Below are 22795 nucleotides of genomic sequence, written 5' to 3'. Positions count from 1 at the left end.
AGTCCAATGCAGAAGGCCTATCGTTTAGTTATTCTTGTTTTGTTGATGCATGAATTCACTTGGTCGCAAACCGATGCGTCTTCCTCAAATTTGGTAAAGGCTGCACTTGAACTCACGCAACAACAAGTGACTTACGATGGCAGTTATTTTTCCATTCCCTACCCCAATGGTGATGTGCCAGAAGGTAAGGGCGTCTGTACCGATGTGGTCATTCGGGCCTACCGAAAAGTAGGAATTGATCTGCAAAAAGAAGTGCACATGGATATGAAGGCCAACTTCAGCATCTATCCGAAGATTTGGGGTCTTTCTCGAACCGATACTAACATAGATCATCGTCGTGTGCCAAACCTTATGACCTATTTTAAGCGCCAAGGAGCTGAAAAACCGATTACAAGCCAAGCCAAGGACTACCTTCCTGGAGATATCGTTTGTTGGAATTTGGGAGGTGCCATTACCCATATCGGTATTGTAGTAGATGAAAAATCCCGCGACGGAAAACGACATTTGATTGTACACAACATCGGTCGTGGGCAGGTGATGGAAGACATTCTTTTCGATTTTAAGATAATCGGGCACTATACCTATAACCCTGACCCCACAAACTAGCAGACTATGTCCATGTATCAGACCATAGCGAATTACAGTGCCAAGTTTTTTAAAAAGAACGTCTTGTTCAAATATGGATTCAATCTGTCACCCATGTATCGACGAAGTACGGGCAGAATCACTTTTGTTTCGGAAGATTTGATGACTGTTACGATGAAACTTCCCATTAGCTATAAAAACCGGAACTACGTGAACACCATTTTTGGAGGCAGTATGTTTTCAGCCGCTGATCCTATACCTATGGTACAACTTATGAATCTGTTGGGTTCGGATTATGTGGTTTGGGATAAATCTGCAGAGGTTTTCTTTAAACGCCCTGCCAAGGAAACCCTCTATGCAGAGTTCCAATATACATTGGAAGAGCTGGAGGAAATCAAAGCCAAAGTGACCCAACAAAATGAATTGGAAATCGTAAAAACAACGAATCTCACCAATAAGGACCAAAGCAAAATATTCTGCCAAGTAAAGAAGACCATTTACATTGCGGACAAGGCCTATTTTAAACAAAAAAGGGCCCGAAAACGAGCTTGAAAACTGTCCTGATTGTAGTATATTGTACAGACTAATACGGAGAATTACTATTCCGTTCCGACTAATTCAAAACAACAACCTATGACCGATTTGGAAATTGCCAAAGGTGTTACCCTACAACCTATTTCGAACATTGCTGAAAAATTTGGAATCGACTCCGATTCCATAGAAATGTATGGCAAGCACAAGGCCAAACTACCTTTGAACGCCATCGATAAGAAAAGGGCAGAGAAGAGCAACCTTATTTTAGTATCCGCTATTTCTCCGACACCTGCAGGTGAGGGTAAGACCACTATGTCTATTGGTTTAACTGAGGGTTTAAATCGGTTGGGGAAGAAAACAACTGTGGTACTTCGCGAACCTTCATTGGGCCCCGTTTTTGGGATTAAAGGCGGCGCCACCGGAGGTGGACATTCCCAAGTGCTTCCCATGGAGGATATCAATTTGCATTTTACAGGAGATTTTGCGGCTATTGAAAAAGCACATAATCTACTCTCCGCGGTTATCGACAACAATATTCAAAGCAAAACAAGGTCATTGCGATTAGATCCTAGGACCATCGGTTGGAAACGTGTAATGGATATGAACGACCGTTCGCTGCGCCATGTAATTGTAGGTTTGGGCGGAACTACTTCAGGGATTCCCAGGGAAACAGGTTTTGACATTACCGCTGCTTCGGAAATTATGGCGATTCTTTGCCTGGCAGAAAACCTAAGTGACTTGAAAAAACGGCTGGGGAGCATTTTCATCGGATATACTTTTGACAAGGAACCTATTTATGCACGAGACCTCAATGCAGAAGGAGCTATGGCCGCCCTTTTAAAAGATGCCATAAAACCGAATCTGGTCCAGACAATGGAAGGAAATCCTGCCATTATTCATGGTGGACCATTTGCCAATATTGCCCAAGGGACGAATTCGGTAATTGCAACCCGAATGGGAATGACCTATTCTGATTACACTGTTACCGAAGCCGGTTTTGGATTTGATTTAGGGGCGGAAAAATTCTTTGATATCAAATGTCAAAGTGCAGGGCTCAAACCAAAGGCCGTTGTACTCACCGCAACTATTCGTGCATTAAAATATCATGGAGGAGCAGATTTAAAGTCGTTGACCGAACCTAATGTGGAGGCCCTTAAAAGAGGATTGCCCAATCTGGAAAAACATTTGGAAAACATAGCCAAGTTCAATGTGGTTCCAGTTATTTCCATAAATCGATTTGTATCGGACACAGATGAAGAAATTGCGGTCATTAAAGAATTGGCTGCGTCTAAAGGTGTTCGTGTGGCCTTGGCAGAAGTTTGGGCCAAAGGTGGTGAAGGCGCAGAGGAGTTGGCCAAACATGTTATCGATATTGTAGAATCCGACAGCTCGGATTTTAAGCCCCTATACAAATGGGATTCCAGCGTAATGGATAAAATAGCAACCATCGCTACTGAAATTTATGGCGCCGAACATGTGGATTATACTTCAAAAGCCAAAGTTCATCTCAGAAAAATAGCAAATTTAGGGTTGGACCACCTACCAGTTTGTATTGCAAAAACTCAAAAGTCGCTATCGGATAATCCCAAGTTGCTTGGGCGCCCTAAAGACTTCATCATTACCGTTCGGGAAATCGAAATTGCTGTGGGAGCCGGATTTTTGGTCCCAATAACTGGTGACATCATGCGAATGCCGGGCTTGCCGGCCCATCCTTCATCAGAAGGGATTGATGTAAACGATGATGGTGAGATAACGGGTCTGTTCTAAATCCTAGAAATTAGATACGCTGTAACCAATAGCGCATGTCAACTTCTTTTGAAATGATTCCTTTGACTTCCGTAAGCTTCACACGTTGTTGTTCCATGGTATCGCGATGACGGATGGTAACGGTATCATCCTCCAAAGTTTGATGGTCGACCGTAATACAGAAAGGCGTACCTGCTGCATCTTGACGTCGGTAACGACGGCCAACAGCATCCTTTTCATCATAGCTTACATTAAAATCCCATTTTAAATCATCAATGAGTTTGTGAGCTACTTCTGGCAGGCCATCTCGTTTTAATAATGGCAACACCGCCGCTTTGGTAGGCGCTAACACCGCTGGGAGTTTAAGCACAGTTCGTGTCGTACCGTTTTCCAATTCTTCCTCTTTTAATGAGTTTGAAAAAACAGCCAAGAACATTCGATCTAAACCAATCGAAGTTTCGAGTACGTAAGGCACATAACTTTTATTTTCCTCGGGGTCGAAATATTGTAATTTCTTACCTGAAAATTCTTCGTGTTGACTTAAATCGAAATCGGTACGAGAATGGATACCCTCCAATTCCTTGAATCCGAACGGAAACTTGAATTCAATATCGGCCGCCGCGTCGGCGTAGTGTGCTAGTTTTTCATGATCGTGAAAACGATAATTGTCTTTACCCATTCCTAAAGAAAGGTGCCAGTTCAATCGCTTTTCTTTCCATTTCTCATACCACTCCTGCTGCGTTCCAGGTTTGATGAAATATTGCATTTCCATCTGTTCAAACTCCCGCATTCGGAAGATAAATTGACGGGCTACTATTTCATTACGAAAGGCCTTTCCAGTCTGGGCAATTCCAAACGGGATTTTCATTCGTCCTGTTTTCTGCACATTCAAGAAGTTGACAAAGATCCCTTGAGCGGTCTCTGGCCTTAAATATAAATCCATGGCAGAATCTGCTGAAGCACCCAATTTGGTTCCGAACATTAAATTGAATTGCTTAACGTCCGTCCAATTTTTAGATCCGGAAAGTGGACAGGCAATTTCCAATTCTTCAATCAATGCCTTTACATCAGCCAAATCTTCGTTTTCCAATGATTTGCCCAAACGTTTCAGGATTCCATCACCTTTAGCCTTATAATCCAGAACACGTTGGTTAGTAGCCAAGAATTGCTCTTTGTCAAAACTGTCTCCAAAACGTTTGGCAGCTTTCTTGACTTCCTTATCTATTTTAGCCTCAATTTTGGCGACATGGTCTTCGACCAAAACATCTGCGCGATATCTTTTTTTGGAATCTTTATTATCAATCAGGGGGTCGTTAAAAGCATCTACATGTCCAGAAGCTTTCCAGGTGGTGGGGTGCATAAAAATGGCCGCGTCAATTCCAACGATGTTGTCGTTCAATTGCACCATGGCTTGCCACCAATATTCGCGAATGTTCTTTTTTAGCTCTACTCCGTTCTGTGCATAGTCATACACAGCACTCAGTCCGTCATAAATCTCACTGGATTGGAATACATAACCATATTCCTTTGCATGGGAGATTACCTTCTTAAAAATGTCTTCTTGATTTGCCATTGCGCAAAAATAGAATTTTGCCCAAAAAGAAAAGCGCTATTTCAGTTGAAATTCAGTAGAAGCCAATAATCTTTCGTCCTCAAATACATTAAGGGTGTAAATTCCTTCGGAAAGCGAAGCTTCGGGAACGGTAATTGCGTCACAAACACTAATTTCCTTTCCGGTATAGATTATTTCTACCTTCTTGCTATAGGTGTTCCCACTTACGGAAATTGTAGTTGCATTATCTTCGATAACCGCCATATTTGGGTCCAAGAATTGAAGATATAGGACTTTAACATCACCTTCTTCTCCAGGATTTGCTAAAATGGTGACACAACCCCTAAGCTTTTCTATGGTGGAGGCTTTGTTGGTTTTTAAAGGTCTTCCGGCACGGAGTCGAAAACCACTACCTTCAGCATCTTGAAGCTTTAGATAACTTTTAATTTTTAATTCCCTAGCCAATTCTTTGTTGGTCTCGCGCAATAAAGATTCAGCCTGTTCCATAGAACTTGCCCTACCTCTAGCATCTTCCAATTGCTTTCGGGTTTCTTCAAACCGGTTGGCCAGCAAGCTATTGTTATATCGTAAAAAGTTGTTTTTAAGTTTAAGACTATCGAACCCGATTTCCAACATACGGAGCTCTTTTCGGGTCTCTTTTAGTTTGGTAAGGCTAAAGTTCAATCTACCAACAGAATCCAATAACTGTTGCACCCTAAAACGGGAGGTCTGCAGCTCAATTTCATTCACTTCATTTAAACCCGACAAACGATCTACTTCGGCTTTCATAAGTGTTAAATCCTTAACCAAAAGCGATTTTTCCTGCTCCAAAAATGTCATTTGATTTTTGGATTGGGCATAACTATAATAGAAAGCGATAAGAATGCCTACGATTACTGCGACAAGCGCTGCAAAGATAATCTTGTAGTTGAAATTGTTATCTTGGGCATTCATGGGGGTCAATTGGGCTTCAGTAATGCGTATAAGACTTGATCGATAAGTTGGCTAAGATACTAAACGAGATTAACAACATCCTATTGCCAAGGGTATGTTTTGGATGTAATGCGCAATTATCCAGAGGAGAAAACATTTTGTGTGCCGTTTGTCGACATGAAATGCCACTCACCGATTATAACTTCTCTGATGAAAACCCCGTAGACCGTGTATTTTATGGGAGGATTCCTATAAAAAAAGCAGCTTCTTTCCTGTTTTTTACCAAAAATGGGATTGTAAAACAGCTACTACACTATTTAAAATACAAAAATCAAGAAGGAGTTGGTGCGTTTTTAGGTGACTGGTGTGGCGCTTTTATGGAAAACGAAAAGGACCTTAAGTCGGTCGATGTAGTTGTACCTGTTCCACTTCATGTCAAAAAGCGAAAGAAACGAGGATATAATCAGGTGACTTTGTTTGCAAAACGGATTTCAAATGCCCTTGAAGCTGAATATCGAGATGATATTCTAGTAAAGGTGAACAATACCAAAACACAGACCAAAAAAGGCCGGCTTTTACGCTGGGAAAATGCTCAGGAGGTTTTTGAGGTAAATACTACTGTAAAGAAAGACTTTCAGCATATTTTACTGGTGGACGATGTGATTACGACTGGGGCAACGATAGAAGCTTGTGCAAAAAAATTACATACACTAGGGAACGTTTCAATTTCTGTGCTTAGCATGGCGGTGGTGCCCAAGGGTTAAAATTGTATAAATCCTTGGTTTCAATTTTTAAATTAGTTGTTTCTTTGCCCTACACTTGTTTTTCAATGCGGTACTTAAAAAAACTGTTGAGTCTTTCCTTTCTTTTTCTAATGGTTTTGGCGCTTTGGCAATGTGCCAAAAGAGGAACTCCAACGGGTGGACCAAAAGATGAAACTCCACCTGTCCTTATTCGAACGGAGCCCGAGAATTTTTCGATAAACTTTAAGGCAAAGGAAATTCGGTTGTATTTTGATGAGTTCATCAAACTCAAGGATGTCCAAAATCAGATGATTGTTTCTCCACCGTTAAAATATCCACCGGAGGTTACTCCTTTAGGAGGTGCCAGTAAGTATATACAAGTGGTGATAAAGGATACCTTAAGGGAAAACACTACATACACCATTAATTTTGGACAAAGTATTACCGATAACAATGAGGGCAATCCGAATAGTTTTTTGAGCTATGTGTTTTCCACAGGAGATTACATTGATTCACTGACGTTGTCCGGTGCAGTGAAAGATGCATTTAATAGGAAAGCCGACGAATTTGTAAGTGTAATGCTCTATGAATTGGATACGGCCTATACAGACTCCACCATTTACAAAACTCCACCCAACTACATCACCAATACTTTGGATAGTGTACCCTTTTTTGAACTTAAAAACCTAAAAGCGGGCGAATATGCTTTGATTGCGGTAAAGGATATCAACAAGAACAATATATTTGACCAGCGACAGGACAAAATTGGCTTTTTACAGGATACCATTTCCCTTCCGACCGATTCAATCTATTTGCTCAATCTTTTTCAAGAACTCCCAGATTATAGTGTTTCGGTCCCTAGTTATATTGCCAAGAATCACATCATATTTGGTTACCAAGGAGATTACAAGGATATTGAGATAAGTGCTCTTACCACACTTCCCGATTCTGTAAAAACGGTAATCTTAAAGGATAGGGAAAAAGACACCTTGGATTATTGGCTGACACCAACGGATATCGACTCTATTATCTTTACAGTGGCCAACAAGAATAGAGAGTCCATTGATACTTTTACGGTAAAGACAAGAAAGCTACCATTAGATTCTTTAAGATTGGGAACAAGTGTTTCAAGAAATTTGGGATTTGAAGATACCTTTAGCATTTTGGCGAGCACTCCCATTACAGGCGTAGATTCTTCAAAAATCGCGTTGTTTATAAGTGACTCGATCAGTTCTCCCTTTTCTTTTGCCTTGGATACGGTACAGAATAAGGTGGATTTTGATTTTTCCATTGAACCCAACCAAAGCTATTCTCTTGAATTGATGCCTGGGGCAGTTACCGATTTCTTTGGCATACAAAACGATTCGCTCAACTATCGATTCTCCACCCAAGGCTATGCAGATTTTGGCAATTTAAGGTTGAATGTTGGTGGAGCGGTCACGTATCCGCTGATTGTACAACTAACAGATGAAGCCGGAGAGACTAAACGAGAGATTTATACTGATAAACCGATACCGTTCGAATTCAATAATCTTGAACCTAGCAAATACATGATTCGGGTAATCTTTGATGCAAATGGAAATGGGATTTGGGATACTGGGAGTTATCTCAATAAAATGCAACCGGAAAAGGTGAGTTACTATCCCGATGTTATCGACGTCAGGGCGAATTGGGAACTGGAACAGTTATTTGTTATTTCAGAGTAAAGGCATCCCTGTCATCTAAAAACTTAAGTTTTTCCCTTGTTGAAATAATATGTTCTTTGTCCAAGGTTGCGTAAACAACCTCTTCCTTTTCAGAGTAGGCTACTTGGTTTCCTAAAACATCATACACGGCAGAATGTCCAGAGTATTCATATCCCAACCCATCAGAACCGACACGGTTCACTCCAATACAATAGGCCATGTTTTCAATAGCTCTAGCTTTTAAAAGCGTATCCCAAGCTTGAATTCTTGGAGTAGGCCAATTGGCCACATAAAGCAAGGCATCATAATTTTCCACATTTCTTGCCCAAACGGGAAAACGTAAATCGTAGCAGATCAAAGGGAATAATTTGAAACCCTTGTAATCGATAGTTAATTTCGAATCACCGGCTTTATACACTTTATGCTCTCCTGCCAGGGTAAATGTGTGCCTCTTGTCATAGGATTGGAATTCCCCATTAGGATGGACAAAAACCAAGCGATTATAATTTTTCCCATCTTCGAAAAAGGCAATGCTGCCAACTATTGCAATATCTTTTTCCTTTGCTTTCTTTTGCATCCATTCGATGGTTCGAATGCCTTCATTCACATCTATATGACCAGGATTCATGGTAAACCCTGTGGTGAACATTTCAGGAAGCACTATAAGATCAACCTCTCTAGAAATTGCCTCGATTTTTTCGGAGAACATTGTTCTATTCGCTCCAGGGTTTTCCCAAATTAGAGGAGATTGAATTAGGGCTAGATTCAATTTTTGGTTCATAGCTTTTACTAATCAAAATACACTTCAGCTGTAGAAGATTTGGAAAGTTCGAACAGATGGTTCAATTGACTTTCCAAAATTCTTTCTTCTGAAAGTTCGGGGAGATTATCCAAGGCAAAAAAATCAGCTCCCAACATATCAAAACCCGGCTTAAGTTCACCTCCTACTATCCTGCAGAAAAAATTCAATTTATAAATATAATAGGGCTCTGGCGGATGCGGATGTACCTGTTTATCATATACCGCGAGGAGCTTTACTACTTCAACCTTAATTCCAGTCTCTTCCTCTACTTCTTTGATGGCAATTTCTGAAGGAGTACTTCCAATATCTGCCCAACCTCCTGGAATGGTCCATTTACCATCTATACTTTCTTTCGCCATCAAAATTTCATCCTTTTCATTCAACACAAAACCTCTAACATCAACCTTAGGGGTGGGGTAATCATCTTGAGGGATAAAGAATTCTTCTAAAGCTTCAATTGATGTATCTCCAATATTGGACATGAGCTTAATGCTAATCTGTTGAAGCTCTTCATACCGTTCTCGGTCATACAAATCTTGAGCATACACCAATCCGGTTTCTGAAATTGCCTTTATACGTTTTATGAGGTTGAGTTGTTCTTTTGAATCCATTCAGGTCTTAGCTTTTCTGCAGCAGTTCTATTAAGGGTTTTGTTCCTTGCATTTTGGCGTGGTCAAGTGCCGTATTACCTCTTGCATCTTTAATTGAAACATCTGCCTTGCGCTCCAACAATAATTGTGCTATTTCAATACGGTTGAAGGTGGTGGCATAGATAAGACAAGTGGCTCCCATCGCATTTATGTGGTTGATGTTGGCACCAGCCTTGATTAAAAGTTCAGCAATAGTTGTAAACCCTTTAAAACAGACCCCCATTAAAGCGGTATTTCCAGAGCCATCCTCGGCATCAATATTTGGGTTTTTATCCAATAGTAGCGAAGTAATGTCTTTATGGTTGTAGTACGTGGCCAAGATTAATGGTGTTGAACCTCTTTCATCTTTAGTTTCCAACAATGTGCTGTCGGATTCTAGTAGTTTTGTTGTGGCTTCTAGATTACCATTTCTAATTGCATTGAAGAAATCTTCCTTGTTACTCATAATCTTACGGAAAGTTATAAAAAAACTGCCACAACTTTTGAAGGAAGTGGCAGTTCTTTTACGTTAATTTTCGTTTTCTATTTTATGCTAAATCAAAACGATCTAGGTTCATTACTTTAGTCCAAGCTGCAACGAAGTCATTTAAAAAACGCTCATGGGCATCATTACTTCCATAAACTTCAGCTATCGCTCTAAGTTCGGTATTTGATCCAAAGATCAAATCTACACGAGTTCCAGCCCATTTAACTTCACCAGAGGCTCTGTCACGACCAGCAAATGCATTTTCTTCGTCAGAAGTTGCCTCCCACTTGGTATTTAAATCCAACAAGTTCACAAAATAATCGTTAGTAAGTGATCCCGCACGCTCTGTGAAAACACCATGTTGCGATTGTTCATGATTTACATCTAGCACACGAAGTCCTCCAAGAAGTACGGTCATTTCTGGAGCAGACAATGTCATTAATTGAGCTTTGTCGATTAACAGTTCCTCGGAAGAAACGGCGTACTTAGACTTGAGATAGTTTCGGAACCCATCAGCTTTTGGCTCCAACACTGCAAATGACTCAACATCTGTTTGCTCCTGTGTGGCATCTCCACGTCCTGGTTCAAAAGGAACGGTGATATTTTTGCCAGCATTTTTGGCAGCCTGTTCTACACCGGCATTGCCTGCAAGAACAATTAAATCAGCCAAAGAAACTTGCTTTTTCCCGGATTGGTTACTATTGAATTCGTTTTGGATTCGCTCCAAAGTATCCAACACCTTCGAAAGCTGCCCTGGGTTGTTCACTTCCCAATCCTTTTGTGGAGCAAGTCTTATACGGGCACCGTTGGCGCCACCTCTTTTATCTGAACCTCTAAATGTTGAAGCGGAAGCCCATGCGGTACCGACTAATTCAGAAACAGAAAGTCCGGAGGCCAAAATGTTCTGCTTTAAGGCGGAAGCATCTTCATCTGATATTAGCTCATGGTCTACTGTTGGAACAGGATCTTGCCATATCAATTCTTCAGAAGGCACCTCAGTTCCCAAATATCTTGAAATAGGACCCATATCACGATGCGTTAATTTAAACCATGCTCTTGCAAAAGCATCAGCGAACTCATCTGGGTTTTCATGAAAACGTCTAGAGATTTTCTCATAAGCTGGATCCTCACGTAAGGATAAATCGGTAGTCAGCATTATGGGTGTATGTCTTTTGCCGGAATCGTGTGCATCTGGTACACTGTTGGCGCCAGCTCCATGTTTTGGAATCCATTGGTGGGCTCCGGCAGGACTTTTAGTTAATTCCCATTCGTAGCCGAACAAGTTCCAAAAGAAATTGTTGCTCCATTTGGTTGGGGTTGTTGTCCAAGCACCCTCTAATCCACTGGTGATGGTGTCACCGGCATTCCCTGTCCCAAAATTGTTTTTCCAGCCTTTACTTTGCTCGGTAATTCCAGCAGCAGCTGGTTCCCGCTCTACATATTTATCTGGATCGGCAGCGCCATGGGTTTTTCCGAAAGTATGTCCACCTGCGATCAATGCTACAGTTTCTTCATCGTTCATAGCCATTCTGCCAAAAGTTTCGCGAATGTCATGGGCGGCGGCTACGGGATCAGGATTTCCATTAGGTCCTTCAGGATTGACATAAATCAGCCCCATCTGAACTGCCCCTAGAGGATTTTCCAGTTCTCGGTCACCTTCATAACGTTTGTCTCCCAGCCATTCAGTTTCGACTCCCCAATAGATATCTTCTTCAGGTTCCCAAACATCTTCACGCCCTCCGGCAAAGCCAAAGGTTTCAAAGCCCATAGATTCTAGAGCGCAGTTTCCTGCAAGAATCATCAAATCTGCCCAAGAGATTTTCTTACCATATTTCTGCTTTACAGGCCAAAGTAATAAGCGCGCCTTGTCAAGGTTGGCATTATCCGGCCAACTGTTCAACGGTGCAAACCTTTGAGTACCTGAACCAGCTCCACCTCTTCCATCTGCAATTCGGTATGTACCTGCGCTATGCCAAGCCATACGAATAAAGAATGGCCCATAGTGTCCATAGTCGGCAGGCCACCAATCTTGAGAATCGGTCATTAGGTCAACTAGGTCTGTTTTTACGGCTTCCAAATCCAAAGATTTGAATTCCTCAGCGTAATCAAAATCCTGATCCATTGGATTGGAAAGTGAGGAATTTTGACGAAGAATGTTTAATCGCAACTGATTTGGCCACCAATCGCGGTTCGAAGTACCGCCTCCGGCACCGTGCTTAAGTGCTCCGTTCATAAATGGGCACTTGCTTTCGCCGTTTGAATTTTTACTCATGATCGTATAGTGTTTTATTGATTTTTAAACCTCTATAAAAGTAAGGAAACATCTCCCTTAATAATAGATAATTCATATTAAAACATTATAAAAACATAAATTATATTTATGATTTTTCCGTAAAGAATGACCGGTTTTACAGAAAACAACATTCATTTTGGCATATTCACCCCCTTTTATGGGGTGAAATTACATTAACTTTGAGATTTCCTTAAAAGATTACTTTTCAAATGTCCAATTGGAGGTTTGGGAAATCGTCTATGAATTGAAGTTCATACATTATAAAATTAATTTAAACTCTAACACAAATGAAAAAACTGATTTTACCCTTAGTGACTTTGCTGCTTTTCAGCTTTAGCATGGATACATCCAAACTTTCAGATGAGGATCGCAAGAAGGCGGTTGACCATTTGGAAAATACTCGAGACGAGATGGCTAAAATTCTCAAAGGTCTCTCCGAGGCACAGCTAAATTTTAAAGCAGAAGAAGATTCCTGGTCTATTGCCGAGTGTGCAGAACATATTGCCATTTCGGAAAATATGATATTTGGGATGCTGCAAGGGGCTTTGCAAACAGCAGCTGATCCGTCAAAAAGAGCCGAAGTAAAGATGTCAGATGAAGAACTTATAGGAATCATTGAGAGTAGAGAACAAAAAGTAAAGACCCGAGAGCCGTTTGAACCTACTGGAAAGTATGGTAGTCACGAGGCTACGGTGAATGAATTTTTGGCGAAAAGAAACGAGCACATTTCGTATATAAAAAGCACTGAAGATGATCTTAGAAATCACTATGGCCAACTACCTTTTGGTACGGTTGATGGGGTACAGATTTTACTCTTTATGTCCGGACACACAGAACGCCATTTAGATCAGATGAAAGAAGTGATGGCTCATAAACTTTTTCCCAAAGGATAAAAAGAAATCAACTTACAAAAACGGGAATAAAGTAAGCTCTTTTCAATGTGGGAAGAGTTTACTTTTTTTATACCATCTCGTGGCGCTTATATCTTTTAATTTTCTTGGCTACCTTAGCAGAAATAGAAATAAATCGTTTCATGGAAAAGAAAGTGAAAAACGTTTTTGTAAAGGGACCAATTGCACCATCCTTTATAGCTGATTCTATTGCTAAACATCAATCCAAGACTCAAATTGGTGCTCATGATATCTTTTTAGGGCAGGTACGTGCCGATGAAATAGAAGGGAAAACAGTTGGAGCTATTGAGTATACTGCTTATGAAGACATGGCAAACCTAAAATTCCATGAGATTCGGGAAAATACCTTTTCAAAATTCGACATTACATGCATGCATATCTATCATAGCCTTGGGAAGGTGGGTGTTGGTGAAATTTGTCTGTTCGTTTTTGTTTCATCTCCACATCGAAGGACAGCTTTTGAGGCTCTAGAATCCGTAGTTGAGGAAATTAAAGCGCAAGTTCCTGTTTTTGGAAAGGAATTGTTTGAAGATGATTCCTATCAATGGAAAGTAAATACCTAAGCTATGGTCGATATCACACAAAAACAATCCACCCATAGAACTGCAATTGCACAGGCAGTGGTAAAAGTAAGTGCTGAAGAAACCATTTCTGCAATTAAGAATGGGACAGTTCCGAAAGGGGATGTATTTGCTATGAGCAAAGCTGCTGGTTTTCTCGGTGTAAAAAAGACGGCCGATTTACTTCCTGACTGCCACCCATTACCTGTAGAGTTTTGCGGCATCGATTATGAAATCAACAATCTAGAAATTGTCGTAAAGGTCGAGGTCAAAACCAACTATAAAACTGGTGTAGAAGTTGAAGCAATGCATGGCGCAAGTGTAGTTGCGCTTAATATGTATGATATGCTTAAACCGATTGACAAAGGGGTGGAAATACATCACATTAAACTGTTGAAAAAAACTGGAGGCAAATCCGATATTAACCGAACATAGATAGGTTCTATTTCTGCTTCTTCAGGTTTTTCAACATTTCTTCAGTAGTGCCATCCAAATCAAAACGAGGTTTCCATTTCCAGTCGTTTTTGGCAGATGAATCATCTATACTGCTTGGCCATGAATCAGCAATCTCTTGCCTAAAATCAGGATTATAAGTGACTTTAAAATTTGGGATATGGGATTGAATACTTTCAGCAATTTCCTGTGGGCTAAAACTCATGCTCCCCAAATTATAGGAAGACCTCACCTTTAAACTCTCCCCAGGGCTTTCCATCAAGCTAATGGTGGCTCTGATGGCATCGTCCATATACATCATTGGTAGTTTGGTGTCCTTGTTAAGAAAACAATCGTAAGTCCCTTCTTCCAAGGCTTTATGATAGATTTCTACTGCATAGTCGGTTGTGCCTCCGCCAGGCATGGTTTTCCAACTGATCAATCCCGGATAGCGAACACTTCGTACATCCACACCAAATTTGTTGTAATAATATTCGCACCAGCGCTCCCCCGATTGTTTGCTTATGCCATATACGGTGCTAGGCTCCATGACCACGTTCTGCGCGGTGTTTTCCTTAGGAGTGTTTGGACCAAAAACCGCAATGCTGGAAGGCCAAAAAATCTTGCTTATTTTTTTCTCTTTGGCCAAATTGAGCACGTTAAAAAGGGAATTCATATTTAAGTTCCATGCTCGCATTGGAAACTTTTCTGCAGTGGCGCTCAACATGGCTGCCATTAAATAGACCTCATCAATTTCATAATGCATTACCACATCTTCAATAGCTTCATAATTAGTGGCATCCAGTATTTCAAAAGGACCTGTTGCCATAAGTGAATCTGTTCCTTCCCGAATGTCACTGGCTATGACCGTTTCAGCGCCGTGTTTGGCCCTTAGTTCCATAGTGAGCTCTGTGCCTATTTGGCCGCATGCACCAAGAATTAGAATGGGTTTTTGCATTTAAATTGAAGTTAATTGTATTAGCCCGCAAAGATAGCCTTTATTAAAATTTGTACATTCGCTTATGCGAAAATTGTCTTATTGTATTGCCGTCCTTTTGCTGTTGATGGCATGTAAAAATAATAATGTAACTCCCGACGAGACACAGGACGAAGACTTGGCATTTAACTATCAAAAAATGCCCAAGAAACTTGATTTAAATCCGGAAGCAACAGAACTCGTAGAAGATTGGGTTGAGTTTAAGACCCTATCAAGCAGTTTTGATGTATTGTACAAAGCAAGGAACAATGAGGATTTGATTTTGGCCATTGATGACCTTATCGAAAAAGAAAAGTTGTTGGCGGAGTCTACGTACCCCGGAGTACTTGATGATTTTCAGATAAAAAGTAGGCAACGAGTACTTAAAACATACTTTTTGAAAGTAAAGGCCAGTATTTTGAACAATCATGATGCCACCGAGCCAACCATAGAAATGTTGCAAGCGTACAATGCCTTTCGCAAGCAATTTAATGTAGTCTTAAACAGTCAGCTGGACGAAAAACTAATTTTAGATGAAGAATAAATTCTTTTTGTGGTCTTTGCTTACGTTTTGCCTTGCGTTGAACGCTCAGGAGAGTGAAAAGAACACCATAGACAAGTTATTGGATGATTGGCACATGGCGGCCTCTAATGCTGATTTCGATTCCTATTTTGGAAAGATGACCACCGATGCTGTTTTTATTGGCACTGATGCCACTGAGAATTGGCAAAACAAAGCCTTTAAAGCCTTCTCAAAACCCTATTTTGATCGAGGAAAGGCCTGGAGCTTCACTGCTGTGGAGCGAAATATCTATTTGAACGAAACAAAAGACTTTGGTTGGTTCGATGAATTACTCAATACTCAAATGAAATTATGCAGGGGGTCTGGAGTGGTCAAAAAAGAAAATGGGCAATGGAAAATTGCCCATTATGTGCTTTCAATTGCCGTTCCCAACGAAAATGTTGGAGAACTTATTCAACTTAAAAAGGAAAAAGACAGTCTTTTATTGATTGACCTTAAAAAGAAGAATTAATTCTTGTTTTCCCCTTCAGGCTGTTGCTTGCGGGATTCCAATGCCTGTCTGCTTAAACTTGCCAAATTAAAATTGGGGTCAATTTTAAGCGCTTCATCAATAGAGGCAATTGCCGTATCGATGTTATTTTTATCCTTGTTGAAGATGACCAAACCTTTTAGGTGGTGAAAAGCCGCTTTCAAAGGAACCTCATAAGGTTGTTGCCTTTCGTAGAAAGCATATTTCTGATCGTCTTTGGCATTGACTATGCCATATTCTATATTGGTCGATGCGCCATCATTATCTCCAACTTGAATTTTAAGATCGGCCAACTCATAAGCCAAATAAGCCGAAGGGCTTCTTGAGAAAAGCACTTCAAAATGCTCTAACGCCCTTTTGGGCTGATTCAAGGCCTTTAATGATACCGCTTTTACTTGAACCGCTAAATCCGAATCATCAACTTTCTTCTCAATACCAATGGTATTCAATGCTTGAAGGTGCTGACTGTTGTTCATATAAACAAAAGCCAATGTATCTCTACGTGCCGTGGAAGGTGAAAGCACATTCAAATGCGTTAATGCATTGATAACCCCACTAATATCTCCCTGTAACCGCATCTCATTATAAAAAGCTTCATAGTGCTTGGTGAGTTCCGTATTACTTTGTGAAATCCCGTTAAATCCTATGAATAAAAGTATCAGTACCGCAAATTTTCTCATCTCTCATGTTTTTTGGTGCGCCAAAACTAAAAAAATAATTGGTATTAAGCTGTTAAAGAATACTATATGAATTGAGAAAAGTGAAATGGGGTTTGCTAAGTCAGGAAATTACGGTGGTGTTGAAGCTATGTGATCTATCCGTAAAGTTTTTGCTTGTAATAATTTTGTTCAGTTTGGAAGGAGGACTTTTTGAATAATCAGGTGGTGGAATACCCATTTTTAAGGCCTCATTCGTATAAAATTCCTTTTTTGTTGGATGAAGTGGATACACTCCATTAAAGATTTCACCCCAATAATTATGTTCTAGAATGGTACAGACCATGTGGATGCAATCCTCCAAATGAATAAGGTTAATAGGGTCGTTTCCATTGGTGAGGTTTTGCCTTTTGGATAACATGGTCACTGGATGACGATTAGGACCGATCAATCCTCCGAAACGAATAATAGTAGATTGGAGTTCATTATCTTGGATGAAGAGCTGCTCTGAAGCCAGCAATTGTTTTCCTGATTCGGTAACAGGTTTTGGGATGGAAACTTCCGTCACTTCCCCATCAATGTCTCCGTAAACTGCTGTACTACTGATAAAAAGGATATGGGAAACTGAACTTTTTTTTATTTCGGAATATAAAAGCTTCATTTTTTCAAAGAAACTTTCGGAATTTCCGCTTCGCAATTTTGGCGGTACGTTGAGAATCAGAAAGTCAATTTGCTCCAAGAAATCTTGAATATCTCCTTTTATAGTTTTGGCCGACAATGAAATCTCATGTGGCGCAATACCTGCATCTTTTAAAATTTTGAGTTTTTCTTGTGAAGTGGTGGTCCCATGGACGACATTCGAAGAGGCCACCAACTGCTTTGCAAGAGGTAGGCCAAGCCATCCACTGCCCATAACACCTATCTTTTTACTCAAACCGCAACGTTTTGGTCACCATGATTGCATCATTGAGAACGAAAGGCATGGGAATGCTTGTTTCTGGACGTTTTGGAACCGTAAAATTTGGATTGCTAAGCAAATCATTCGATGATTCATAAAATGTAAGTTCCAAAACAGAATCCTTGGGAAAGCTCAATTCAAGTTCGGTATAATCATTATTGCTAATGTAGTGTGTCAACAATTTCTTTCCTCTCCTTTTCAAGAAATTTTCAGATAACGCGACCTTGTTTACCACTGCTGTGTTGAATTGAACAGGATTGGCATAAATGTCCAGTCGATTCACATTCCTTTTTGGGGTCACACATAATTCGATTGTACGATTATTACCGACTACAGTATCCTTCACCGTATCAATCCAAGGAATTGCTATATCTTTTTTTGGCGCTTTGGCAGTGTAGGTAAATCCTGAACCATATTTACTAGCAAGGGTTTTAAATCCTTCCGACTTGGAAATTTCCGCTTTGTCATTCAAAAATTGGTTGTTCCAACCAATCAACTGGTTATCATAAGTGGCCCAAACAGCACTATCGTTATCGGCGTCATAAACATAAAGCAGGCTACTGGGTTTTGGTCTTTTTTCATTGAACTCAGATTTGACATGGGAAGCAACACTGAATACAAAGAACAGGAACAAGGATAGATACGCCAATCGATTCCTGCTTTTAGATTGACCAAAAAATGGAAGTACCAATAGAAAGAGAAGCGTGGTGAAAACCGTTGCAGCTACCATCATTTTTAACCCTAGTCCCACCGGGAACATTTTGATAAAGGGAGCGTAAATAAAAATTGCTGGAAGGGCTAAAAACGCCAGTAAATAAGGATTTGGTTCTTCTTGGTTAATGGAAACCATAAGAGCAACCAACAGGCCGAAAAGTGGCACAATAAAAAAGCTCGCACCTTGAAGGTAGACGGACACCAATGCGCAAATAAGTAGCCAAATAAAGGCTGGGCCTATCAGAAGATCGGGCAAACTGATTTTTCGGAACTTGTGATAAAACCAAAAACAGATGGCCAATGACAGCATGGCAAAAGACATGATATACAGATGCCCATTGTAGGTGAACCCATGAAGCATATCCTGAAAACCAGGATACCACCATTTTATAACCGTCCAACCAAAATACCCTATCAGACCATTTATTATAAGGGAAAACAGAAGCGGTAAAAAGCCTTGAAATATGCCTTTTGCGCTTAATTTCTGTCTTTTTAGGCCTAAAATAAATAAAACAACGAATGCTATAAGAGCTATGAAGAACATGGGCCATATCCAGCCAAAAGGATACGAAACCAGCCTGAAATATGGAAGGTTAAAATAGATGTAATCTTCGCTTGTTTTTAAATTGCTGAGGGCCACATCACTAAAATGCCCAAGCAAGGGCATTAAATAGCTACCCTGATGTGCCAAGGTGTTTTTGTCCAAGCGTTCATAGCTGTCCAGAACGGTATGATAATCATAATGATCATCAATAAAGGCAAAATTGAACCCTTCTATATCACCATCTTCCCGGAACACGGTAAGGTCGGTATCATTGGGTAACATTTTATAAATGCTGTAGGCCAAAGAATTCGCCACTGGATATTCTGGATTTGCTGCTGTAAACTCCTTGATCAATGTTCCGTTACCCTGGTTTGTTTCGATAAGCATGTAACTAGGACCACCACTTCCTCTTGCTTCAAAATTCAGGACCAATCCAACCTCTTTTGCCCATGGATGATTGTTTACAAACAAATCGGCTCCATTCAAGCCCAATTCCTCTGCATCTGAAATGAGAATAATGATATCATTTTTTGGAGTCTTATTTTCCGCTAAAAAGGCACGAATCCCTTCCAATATTGTTGCAACCCCACTTCCCGCATCACTAGCTCCGAGTGAAGAATGCGGACTACTATCGTAATGCGACAGTAAAAGCAACGCTTTGCCATTGCCAGAACCTTTAATTCGAGCCAAAATATTGGTTGCCTTACTTAAATTAGCCCAATCCCCTGCGGTATAACCCTCTTGCAATGTTGATTCGAGCCCCAGTTTTTTAAGTTCTGAAATAATATAGCTTCTAACATTTGCGTGGCCTGGGAAACCAACCGCGTGTGGTTCTTTGGATAGATTTTTGACGTGGACCAAAGCTCTATCCGTCGAAAATGTGGTAGGTGATGCATCCAAATCACCTTTATACGAAGGTAACAAGGATTTGTAGCTCCAATAAACAGCCAATAAAAGAAAAAGAAAGGCAAGTGTTCGGGAAAGTTTCATGGTTTATCAAGTTGACACATAAAAGTATGAAATTATGAAAGGTTTGTGCATTTGAGCTTAAAAATTTAAATAATTCGAAGAAAAATCCTATATTTAATATTCAACCTTAAAAATCAACACTATGGCAATCAAGAGTTTTCAGGGTGTTCGAGCAAAGGATTCCTCAAAAAAAGAATATAACGCCCCTATATTAGTTGAGGACTATATGACCAAGAAATTGGTGACTTTCGCTCCTGAACAATCGATTTTGGAAGTTATGGAAGCTTTTGCCAAACACCACATTTCTGGTGGTCCTGTGATGGATGAGAGCGGTTTCTTGGTTGGAATCATTTCTGAGGCGGATTGCATGAAGCAAATTTCCGAAAGTAGATATTTCAATCAACCCATATTGGATAAAAGTGTGGAGCGCTTTATGACCAAAAATGTGCAGACCATTCCACATGACATGAGCATTTTTGATGCTGCGGGGGTCTTTGACAAACATAATAGACGTCGCTTACCGGTCATGAAAAATGACATTCTGGTAGGACAAATAAGCCGCAAAGATATTGTTGTTGCTGCTTTGAAACTGAGTTCGCAGAACTGGAAGTAGGGAGCTACTCACGTTTTACAATCATATAACGATCATTATCCAAGGGCAAGTACCCTAGATCATAAAGGAAGTAATAAGTACTTCCTTTTTTTGTGGTATAAACATTTGTAATGTATTCAAAATCGAAACCTCTATCTATCAAACGCATTTTCGTAGTAGTGGTCTTTCCGTCTTTAAGCGTAAAACTACCAAGGATTCGGTAATTCTTGCGTAATCTATTGTTTATGTTCCTGACTAGGTTTTTACTGTCCTTGTTCAGTTTGTTGTTATAGGCATTTCGACAATGGTCGGAGCAGTATTTTTTATCGATTCTACCAATCAACTTCTCCCCGCATTCTAAACAGCTTTTTTCAGACATATCTTTTGACTTAGGATACAACAATATCGGGCTTTTTCACTAATCAGGTTTTAAGGGCACGGGACACGCTATCCATAAACATATGTTAAATCCGATTTTTAATTTGGAACGAGCGTTCTAATTAAATTATGTTTGTATCGGAATGAACGTTCCAAAATATAATAGAAATCAAAAAATCAAGTTAAAATGAACAAATTAGACGGTAAAGTTGCCATAGTAACCGGTGCAACAAGCGGAATAGGGTTAGAAACAGCAAAAAGATATTTGGCCGAAGGCGCCAAAGTGGTATTGACAGGGAGGAACCAGGAAAAACTGGATGCGCTAAAAAACGAGCTTTCCGGTGAATTCCTTTTGGTAAAAGCTGAAGCTTCAAACATTCAAGACAGCAAAGAGCTAATTGAAAAAACTGTTCAAACTTTTGGCAACATCGATGTACTCTTTTTAAATGCGGGAGTTTTTCGAATTGAAGGTATCAACGAACTGACTGAAGAAATTTATGATGAAGTCTATGATGTCAATGTAAAAGGACCTCTATTTACGGTTAGAGCTGCTTACGAACATTTGAACGAAGCTGCGAGTATTATTTTCAACACCTCAATTGTCAATGTAAAAGGTTTTGCTGGGATGGCTGCTTATGCCTCTAGCAAGGCAGCTTTGCGATCGTTAACGAGAACCTTGGCTGCTGAGTTCGGCCCTAAGGGTATTCGAGTGAATGCCATTGCTCCCGGACCTATTGACACTCCAATTTATGGGAAGCATAATGTTGCCCAAGAAAACATAGACGAGATGGCATCTAGCCTTCCGGCAATGGTATCCTTGGGAAGGTTTGGAAAAGCTGAAGAAGTTGCTTCCGCTGCATTGTTTTTGGCTTCCTCCGAAGGGAGTTACATTACAGGAGCCGAAATTCCCGTGGATGGAGGCTTGGCACAGGTTTAGTTTTTAAATATATTTGGAACACATATTCCAAAAATATGCCAAGGACAAAACAATTTAATGAAGAGGAAATATTGATTAAGGCTATGGAACTCTTTTGGGAAAAGGGGTTCCATGCCACTTCAATACAAGATTTGGTATCGCATTTAAGTATAAATCGGGCAAGTCTTTATGATACTTTCGGAGGGAAAGAGGAATTGTTCAATAAGGCATTCACCCACTACAGAAATGTTTCCCAGAATATGTTACGAACGCTCTTTGATAATGAGAATAGCGTGCGTGAAGGGTTTTTAAAATTATTTGATAAAGCAATCGAAGAATCCATTGAAGATTCGTGTAGAAAGGGATGCTTTGTGGTTAACACTACCACGGAATTGATTCCCGGTGATCCTGAGCTACTTGAAGTTTTGAAAAATCATAAAGCCAATCTGGAAACCCTGTTCTCCTGCTACGTGCAAAAAGGCGTAGACAATGGGGAATTCTCTTCCACCTTGGATGTTGAAAGTACAGCATCCATGCTTTTCACACTATATAACGGCCTTCGGGTAGTAACAAAAGTCGACATTGACCCTAAGAAGCATAAAACCATGGTCAATGCTGCGTTATCCATTCTTGATTAGACCCTTTAAGTCATTGCTTCTCGTAATTGAATACCAATTCTTGTCCATTAGCAACCACTGTAACCCGCATTTTGCGACCTCCGACTTTCTGCATGGTCAATCCTTCAAAAAACACGATGTCTTTTTCGATTTTTACAAGTTTGAAATCGATGGTCTCATCCTTAGTTTCCCACCCCTTTAAATCGCCATTAAAATGCTTGAGTTGAAGTATTAATGTGGAATCTATTTGCTTGATATGTCCAACTTCATAGAAAGTAACCTTGCCATCATTTATAAGTCTGAAGGAAAACATCATGGACCCTCCCAAAGCGGGACTCCAAATTTCCTCCGCTATACCCCCAAGTGCTTCTCCTTTCCAATAGCCTGATATCCAGGAAACAGCATCTAAACTAGCTTCGGGAGATTGTTGCCCCTCTTTTAATTGGAGTGTATTTTGCGCCGATACGACTCCAAAACCAAATAATAAAAAACAAACTAAAACTCTCATAAGGTTCATCTTTATACCAAAGA

Annotated in this window: 25 protein-coding genes; 13 read left to right on the top strand and 12 right to left on the bottom strand. The window is 40.2% G+C overall.

The genetic code is table 11. The features are described from left to right. Window positions 1-45 precede the first annotated feature (45 nt). The 3 genes from ACOKFG_RS01565 (at window position 46) to ACOKFG_RS01555 (ending at window position 2886) form a co-directional block, all read left to right on the top strand. Entirely contained in the window at window positions 46-606 is a 561-nt protein-coding gene (locus tag ACOKFG_RS01565) for a DUF1287 domain-containing protein (protein ID WP_422862175.1), read from the top strand. 6 nt (window positions 607-612) lie between these two features. Then, entirely contained in the window at window positions 613-1137 is a 525-nt protein-coding gene (locus tag ACOKFG_RS01560; protein ID WP_298792244.1) for a DUF4442 domain-containing protein, read from the top strand. An 81-nt stretch (window positions 1138-1218) separates the two neighbouring features. After that, on the top strand, window positions 1219-2886 hold the full coding sequence (locus tag ACOKFG_RS01555) for a formate--tetrahydrofolate ligase (protein ID WP_422861741.1): 1668 nt from the start codon (window positions 1219-1221) through the stop codon (window positions 2884-2886). 10 nt (window positions 2887-2896) lie between these two features. Here ACOKFG_RS01555 and ACOKFG_RS01550 read toward each other — a convergent pair whose 3' ends face one another. Both ACOKFG_RS01550 and ACOKFG_RS01545 read right to left on the bottom strand, forming a co-directional pair. Further along, window positions 2897-4438, bottom strand: coding sequence for a glycine--tRNA ligase (locus tag ACOKFG_RS01550; protein WP_299170610.1), 1542 nt, complete (start codon window positions 4436-4438; stop codon window positions 2897-2899). Between the two features lie 36 nt (window positions 4439-4474). After that, window positions 4475-5371: a hypothetical protein gene (locus ACOKFG_RS01545; protein ID WP_299170608.1), complete on the bottom strand. Its 897-nt coding sequence runs from the start codon at window positions 5369-5371 to the stop codon at window positions 4475-4477. Window positions 5372-5418: 47 nt separating this feature from the next. On the opposite strand from ACOKFG_RS01545, the gene ACOKFG_RS01540 reads away from it, so the two are divergent. Together ACOKFG_RS01540 and ACOKFG_RS01535 are read left to right on the top strand one after the other, a co-directional pair. Further along, the gene (locus ACOKFG_RS01540) at window positions 5419-6114 is read left to right on the top strand and encodes a ComF family protein (protein WP_299487363.1); all 696 of its coding nucleotides are present in this window, start codon (window positions 5419-5421) and stop codon (window positions 6112-6114) included. A 65-nt stretch (window positions 6115-6179) separates the two neighbouring features. Further along, the gene (locus ACOKFG_RS01535) at window positions 6180-7799 is read left to right on the top strand and encodes an Ig-like domain-containing protein (protein WP_299487365.1); all 1620 of its coding nucleotides are present in this window, start codon (window positions 6180-6182) and stop codon (window positions 7797-7799) included. On the opposite strand, the gene ACOKFG_RS01530 is transcribed toward ACOKFG_RS01535, so the two are convergent. The 4 genes from ACOKFG_RS01530 to katG form a co-directional block, all read right to left on the bottom strand. Further along, on the bottom strand, window positions 7786-8559 hold the full coding sequence (locus ACOKFG_RS01530) for an amidohydrolase (RefSeq protein WP_299487367.1): 774 nt from the start codon (window positions 8557-8559) through the stop codon (window positions 7786-7788). The genes ACOKFG_RS01535 and ACOKFG_RS01530 overlap by 14 nt on opposite strands. An 8-nt stretch (window positions 8560-8567) precedes the next feature. Then, the gene (locus ACOKFG_RS01525) at window positions 8568-9191 is read right to left on the bottom strand and encodes an NUDIX hydrolase (protein ID WP_299487369.1); all 624 of its coding nucleotides are present in this window, start codon (window positions 9189-9191) and stop codon (window positions 8568-8570) included. A gap of 7 nt (window positions 9192-9198) precedes the next feature. Then, the gene (locus tag ACOKFG_RS01520) at window positions 9199-9675 is read right to left on the bottom strand and encodes an ankyrin repeat domain-containing protein (RefSeq protein ID WP_298792231.1); all 477 of its coding nucleotides are present in this window, start codon (window positions 9673-9675) and stop codon (window positions 9199-9201) included. Window positions 9676-9757: 82 nt separating this feature from the next. Then, the gene (gene katG, locus ACOKFG_RS01515) at window positions 9758-11968 is read right to left on the bottom strand and encodes a catalase/peroxidase HPI (RefSeq protein WP_298792230.1); all 2211 of its coding nucleotides are present in this window, start codon (window positions 11966-11968) and stop codon (window positions 9758-9760) included. 308 nt (window positions 11969-12276) lie between these two features. Here katG and ACOKFG_RS01510 point away from each other — a divergent pair, with 308 nt between their 5' ends. The 3 genes from ACOKFG_RS01510 (at window position 12277) to moaC (ending at window position 13895) form a co-directional block, all read left to right on the top strand. Beyond that, the gene (locus tag ACOKFG_RS01510; protein WP_298792229.1) at window positions 12277-12882 is read left to right on the top strand and encodes a DinB family protein; all 606 of its coding nucleotides are present in this window, start codon (window positions 12277-12279) and stop codon (window positions 12880-12882) included. Window positions 12883-13022: 140 nt separating this feature from the next. After that, complete coding sequence (locus ACOKFG_RS01505) at window positions 13023-13463, top strand: molybdenum cofactor biosynthesis protein MoaE (RefSeq protein ID WP_422861740.1); 441 nt, start codon at window positions 13023-13025, stop codon at window positions 13461-13463. Between the two features lie 3 nt (window positions 13464-13466). Continuing rightward, the gene (moaC, locus tag ACOKFG_RS01500) at window positions 13467-13895 is read left to right on the top strand and encodes a cyclic pyranopterin monophosphate synthase MoaC (protein WP_298792227.1); all 429 of its coding nucleotides are present in this window, start codon (window positions 13467-13469) and stop codon (window positions 13893-13895) included. A 7-nt stretch (window positions 13896-13902) separates the two neighbouring features. Here moaC and ACOKFG_RS01495 read toward each other — a convergent pair whose 3' ends face one another. After that, window positions 13903-14850, bottom strand: a complete 948-nt coding sequence (locus tag ACOKFG_RS01495) for an NAD-dependent epimerase/dehydratase family protein (RefSeq protein ID WP_422861739.1) — start codon at window positions 14848-14850, stop codon at window positions 13903-13905. Between the two features lie 64 nt (window positions 14851-14914). Between ACOKFG_RS01495 and ACOKFG_RS01490 the strand changes: the two genes are divergently transcribed. Both ACOKFG_RS01490 and ACOKFG_RS01485 read left to right on the top strand, forming a co-directional pair. Further along, entirely contained in the window at window positions 14915-15412 is a 498-nt protein-coding gene (locus ACOKFG_RS01490; protein ID WP_422861738.1) for a hypothetical protein, read from the top strand. Further along, complete coding sequence (locus tag ACOKFG_RS01485; protein ID WP_422861737.1) at window positions 15402-15902, top strand: nuclear transport factor 2 family protein; 501 nt, start codon at window positions 15402-15404, stop codon at window positions 15900-15902. The genes ACOKFG_RS01490 and ACOKFG_RS01485 overlap by 11 nt, the downstream gene beginning before the upstream one ends. On the opposite strand, the gene ACOKFG_RS01480 is transcribed toward ACOKFG_RS01485, so the two are convergent. The 3 genes from ACOKFG_RS01480 to ACOKFG_RS01470 all read right to left on the bottom strand — a co-directional run bounded on the left by ACOKFG_RS01480 (window position 15899) and on the right by ACOKFG_RS01470 (window position 19782). Further along, on the bottom strand, window positions 15899-16600 hold the full coding sequence (locus ACOKFG_RS01480) for a hypothetical protein (protein ID WP_298792223.1): 702 nt from the start codon (window positions 16598-16600) through the stop codon (window positions 15899-15901). The genes ACOKFG_RS01485 and ACOKFG_RS01480 overlap by 4 nt on opposite strands. Window positions 16601-16700: 100 nt before the next feature. Beyond that, window positions 16701-17510: an NAD(P)H-binding protein gene (locus ACOKFG_RS01475; RefSeq protein WP_299487377.1), complete on the bottom strand. Its 810-nt coding sequence runs from the start codon at window positions 17508-17510 to the stop codon at window positions 16701-16703. Then, entirely contained in the window at window positions 17503-19782 is a 2280-nt protein-coding gene (locus ACOKFG_RS01470) for a M28 family peptidase (RefSeq protein WP_422861736.1), read from the bottom strand. Before ACOKFG_RS01470 ends, ACOKFG_RS01475 begins: the two co-directional genes overlap by 8 nt. Window positions 19783-19903: 121 nt before the next feature. Here ACOKFG_RS01470 and ACOKFG_RS01465 point away from each other — a divergent pair, with 121 nt between their 5' ends. Next, a complete protein-coding gene (locus ACOKFG_RS01465) occupies window positions 19904-20374 on the top strand; it encodes a CBS domain-containing protein (RefSeq protein ID WP_298792220.1) in 471 nt (156 codons plus the stop codon). A gap of 4 nt (window positions 20375-20378) precedes the next feature. Here the strand turns inward: ACOKFG_RS01465 and ACOKFG_RS01460 are convergent, their stop codons facing one another. Continuing rightward, on the bottom strand, window positions 20379-20732 hold the full coding sequence (locus tag ACOKFG_RS01460; RefSeq protein WP_422861735.1) for a hypothetical protein: 354 nt from the start codon (window positions 20730-20732) through the stop codon (window positions 20379-20381). Between the two features lie 186 nt (window positions 20733-20918). On the opposite strand from ACOKFG_RS01460, the gene ACOKFG_RS01455 reads away from it, so the two are divergent. Further along, the gene (locus tag ACOKFG_RS01455) at window positions 20919-21668 is read left to right on the top strand and encodes a glucose 1-dehydrogenase (protein ID WP_298792217.1); all 750 of its coding nucleotides are present in this window, start codon (window positions 20919-20921) and stop codon (window positions 21666-21668) included. A 35-nt stretch (window positions 21669-21703) separates the two neighbouring features. Beyond that, window positions 21704-22285, top strand: coding sequence for a TetR/AcrR family transcriptional regulator (locus tag ACOKFG_RS01450; RefSeq protein ID WP_298792215.1), 582 nt, complete (start codon window positions 21704-21706; stop codon window positions 22283-22285). A 10-nt stretch (window positions 22286-22295) separates the two neighbouring features. Here the strand turns inward: ACOKFG_RS01450 and ACOKFG_RS01445 are convergent, their stop codons facing one another. Then, complete coding sequence (locus ACOKFG_RS01445; protein ID WP_298792213.1) at window positions 22296-22772, bottom strand: DUF6265 family protein; 477 nt, start codon at window positions 22770-22772, stop codon at window positions 22296-22298. Between the last annotated feature and the right edge of the window lie 23 nt (window positions 22773-22795).

It is taken from the genome of Flagellimonas rhodophyticola (genome assembly GCF_049332665.1).
Classification (GTDB): Bacteria; Bacteroidota; Bacteroidia; order Flavobacteriales; family Flavobacteriaceae; genus Flagellimonas.
The sequence above is the reverse complement of the archived record's forward strand: the minus strand, read 5'-3'. Positions and strand labels throughout refer to the sequence as shown.